Here is a 3184-nt window from a genome sequence, read left to right on the forward strand (position 1 = left end):
GAAAATAGCCATAGAGCTATTACAAAGCATGTTCAAAAAAATATTTGTTGACGCGCAGCTTTCAGATAAACAAGCAAGCGAATTAACAGAGCAATTGCTTTATTCTGAGCAACACGGTATGACTTCTAACGGTTTGGTTAGAGTTAAGTGGATAATCGACCAATTACATAAATACCTAAAAAAATCTCCAATAAAGCTGTTGAAAAACGAGATGACAGAACTATATGACGCAATTGGTGTGCTAGGTTATGCTGTTTTGAACGAAATCGTTAAGCAACAAGGATCTGCTAAAAGTAAAAAAATAACATCACATTCCACTATGATTTTTTCTTTTAGGAGTTAGGGTGTTTTTCATATTTTTCTCATCATTTACTTCAGGTGTTGCTATCTCTGTTTTTATTACGGCTATTTCTTGGTACGTAGAAAATATCTTTGATTCTTCCATGTACCTTTCATATGTCTTAGTTTCTGGTTATATATTTTCTTTTTTTGCCCTTCCTTATATCAGTAGACTCTCTGATAAGTATAGGTCCAGATTAGTATTAATTGGCATATACACCTTGGGCACTCTCGTATGTTTATTCCTTATAACTTACCGAGACATCAAGAGTTTACCTGTTTTTTATCACTTGACTTTGCTTGTACTGGCAACAGCAATTCTCACTATGGTAAAGACTGCGGATCAAGTTGTGCGTAGTATTTATGTTAAGCGTAAGTTTAGAGATGGCGTTATACACAAAGCCAATAAGGGCCTTGAGGTTGTTAGGCAAGGAATTACTGTTTTCTCTGGAGGGTTTGCGTATATATTTATTCGTGATGACTCTCTTGTTTATGTTTGTTCGTTCGGATTAATTTGTTTTATTGCTTCTATAATGATTTCGTTTTGGATTGAGAATGAGAAGCCAGTCACCCCCCCCCAACATCGCAATAAATTGGAGCATGCTTACACTTCGGGCTTTCAATGTGGGGATAATAATAAAATAATCACCTTAACTATTGCGCCATATGTCTTAGTTGTTTCATTAAATGTACTATACCCCCCTTTGTTCAACTCTTTTAATGCGTTATCAAGTGATTTTGGGATCATGGTTATCCCTTATGGATTAGGAGCTATAGTTGGTAGCCTTACTAGTCCACAATCAATAGAAGATTTTAAGAAGCACTATATTTGCTTTTCTTCTTTAATTGTTCTCTCTATGCTTCTACCTTATTTAAATGCAGGGATTTATTCTTTATATGTAATGTTATTTATTTTAGCCTTAAGCCATTCTTATATTAGAGTTATGAGAAATACATTAATTATGAATTACACTTCGAAAGGAAGAATAAGTAATGCAATGGCATACAATGAAGGGTTGTTTATTTTCTTTTCTGTTTTTTCAACTATATTTCTTGCCTTTCTTTCTGATTGGCTAGGTATTGAGTTAGCTTGGTTTTTTGCTCTTACAATGTTTCTAATAATTACGGTATTGGTTTTACGCTCTCCATTTTTAAAAGAACAAGGCGTATTTGTACAAATACCGTAACTAATATTTGTTGGCCCCCTCCCCTAGCGAAGTCGCTAGGGGATTCCCATTACATTGGTCACACTAAATGGCTCTAGGTGCAAACTCCTGATTCATCAAGTGACTAATGCCTACTCTCCACAGTCCAGCAAGCGGAATTCCCGCTCTAAAATATTTAGAGTACCAACGATATCTGTATTGTCAGTGTTGTCACAGTTACCACACACAAAGAGTTATTGTGATTTACGGTTGTCGGGGTGATGTTTAACTCGTCCATAAATGAACGAGATTACTCAGCTTGAAGTCTGGACCTACTATAAACTTTCCCAAAGAAAAGTAACGACTCCCTCTGTACTTTTGGAAAACCTTACTTTAAAGCTCGCTCCGTTCTGCCATTGTTCGGACAGTTTTTTTCTAACGAAATAGTGCAACACCCTAATTCACAGTCAATATTATTTACAGAAGCATACTCAAAACTAAAATACCGTTTAACCGTAGGATAAAGCGCTTTGTAAAGGCTCTCTTTTACGGACAAATCAATGTTACCTATTGCTGATACGAAAGCCTACACTCCCCTAACCTTTGATATTCTTCAAAAATTAGAATTTCTTTTCCAATTTCATCGGCAACTTCAGCGTCAATCCACTCTTCAATATCGATACCCGAAATAGGATGAACTTCGCTTGACGCAACAGCGGCAATCGATTGTGAATTAGTATGCGAGATAGATCCCGTTATACCAATCTGCCAATTTAGTGATCGAACTTGATTAGGATAAATACAATATCTCTGTTCAGTTAGTTCTAACAATGCATTACTAGCCGCATAACGCCCAGCTCATCAAAGAGTTCCCTGCGGTAGCTACTCTTTTCGTAGTCAAGATGAGAGATTTTGATGATTTCTGGGAGACTTAAGCACTGGTTCTTTTCAGTTTTAATAGAAGTTATTTTTCGAATTGCATATTGATTTTCAATGAATGGATTATATCAGCAAGGAGTTGCAATTTTAGTCACATCCATGCCAACCCCGTTTAGCTATTGGTGGTCGGTTTCCCGACCTTATCAAAGTGTTTTTCTAGTTTAACCGGCAATGTCAAGCGTTTTCATGGTTATCCCCCCACTTCGTTTAGTTAATAAAAACACTGTAAACAGATTTATAGAGGTAAGGATGAAACGACTTGGATTCTGGAAGTTGAAGATCAAGCCAAGTCCACGTTTGTGTATGAGCAACGCTTCGATAATGCTAAAGGGGCTTAGTCTCAGTTCGAGTCTGATATCGCAGAGTTTGGCATTGGGTATTTCATTTCTGAAGAGCCTCAAAGCAATGTATTGCATTGACATAGAAGTCAAAGAATTGGAAAGGTATGAACTCAATAGAACTTTTAGGGCACCTAAAAGCCCACGAACAAGAAAACAGCCAATAAACATACCATGGTTGTTGACCTGTTCATTATTTTCTATGTGACTATACCAATGCGAGAGACATTCAATCGATCACTAAAGGAATGGTTAATAGTCAATTTCACTTTTGGTGGAAAAGGAAAGTGTGCTCCAGCGAGACCGACATGACTTGAACGTGGCTCTGAAGAAGTTCTTCAATTTTCTAGCTCAGGAACAATGTATGTGAATGAAGTGGCCAATAAAGCATCGAGGTAGTAAGTCAAGTATTGTGAGTTATTA

General features: G+C 36.8%; 2 protein-coding genes and 1 pseudogene. 2 read left to right on the forward strand and 1 reads right to left on the reverse strand.

The window, feature by feature from the left end; genetic code table 11:
* Together BCT81_RS22410 and BCT81_RS22415 are read left to right on the forward strand one after the other, a co-directional pair.
* Positions 1–343 (forward strand): hypothetical protein (locus BCT81_RS22410; RefSeq protein WP_133152690.1); only part of this gene is annotated, 343 nt, incomplete at its 5' end.
* A gap of 1 nt (position 344) precedes the next feature.
* Positions 345–1526, forward strand: a complete 1182-nt coding sequence (locus BCT81_RS22415; RefSeq protein WP_102425894.1) for an MFS transporter — start codon at positions 345–347, stop codon at positions 1524–1526.
* Between the two features lie 525 nt (positions 1527–2051).
* On the opposite strand, the pseudogene BCT81_RS29070 reads toward BCT81_RS22415, so the two are convergent.
* Positions 2052–2330, reverse strand: a pseudogene (locus BCT81_RS29070) (hypothetical protein); the annotation flags it as partial.
* Positions 2331–3184 lie beyond the last annotated feature (854 nt).

Source organism: Vibrio sp. 10N.261.52.A1, assembly GCF_002876325.1.
In the GTDB taxonomy this organism is placed as follows: Bacteria; Pseudomonadota; Gammaproteobacteria; order Enterobacterales; family Vibrionaceae; genus Vibrio; species Vibrio chagasii.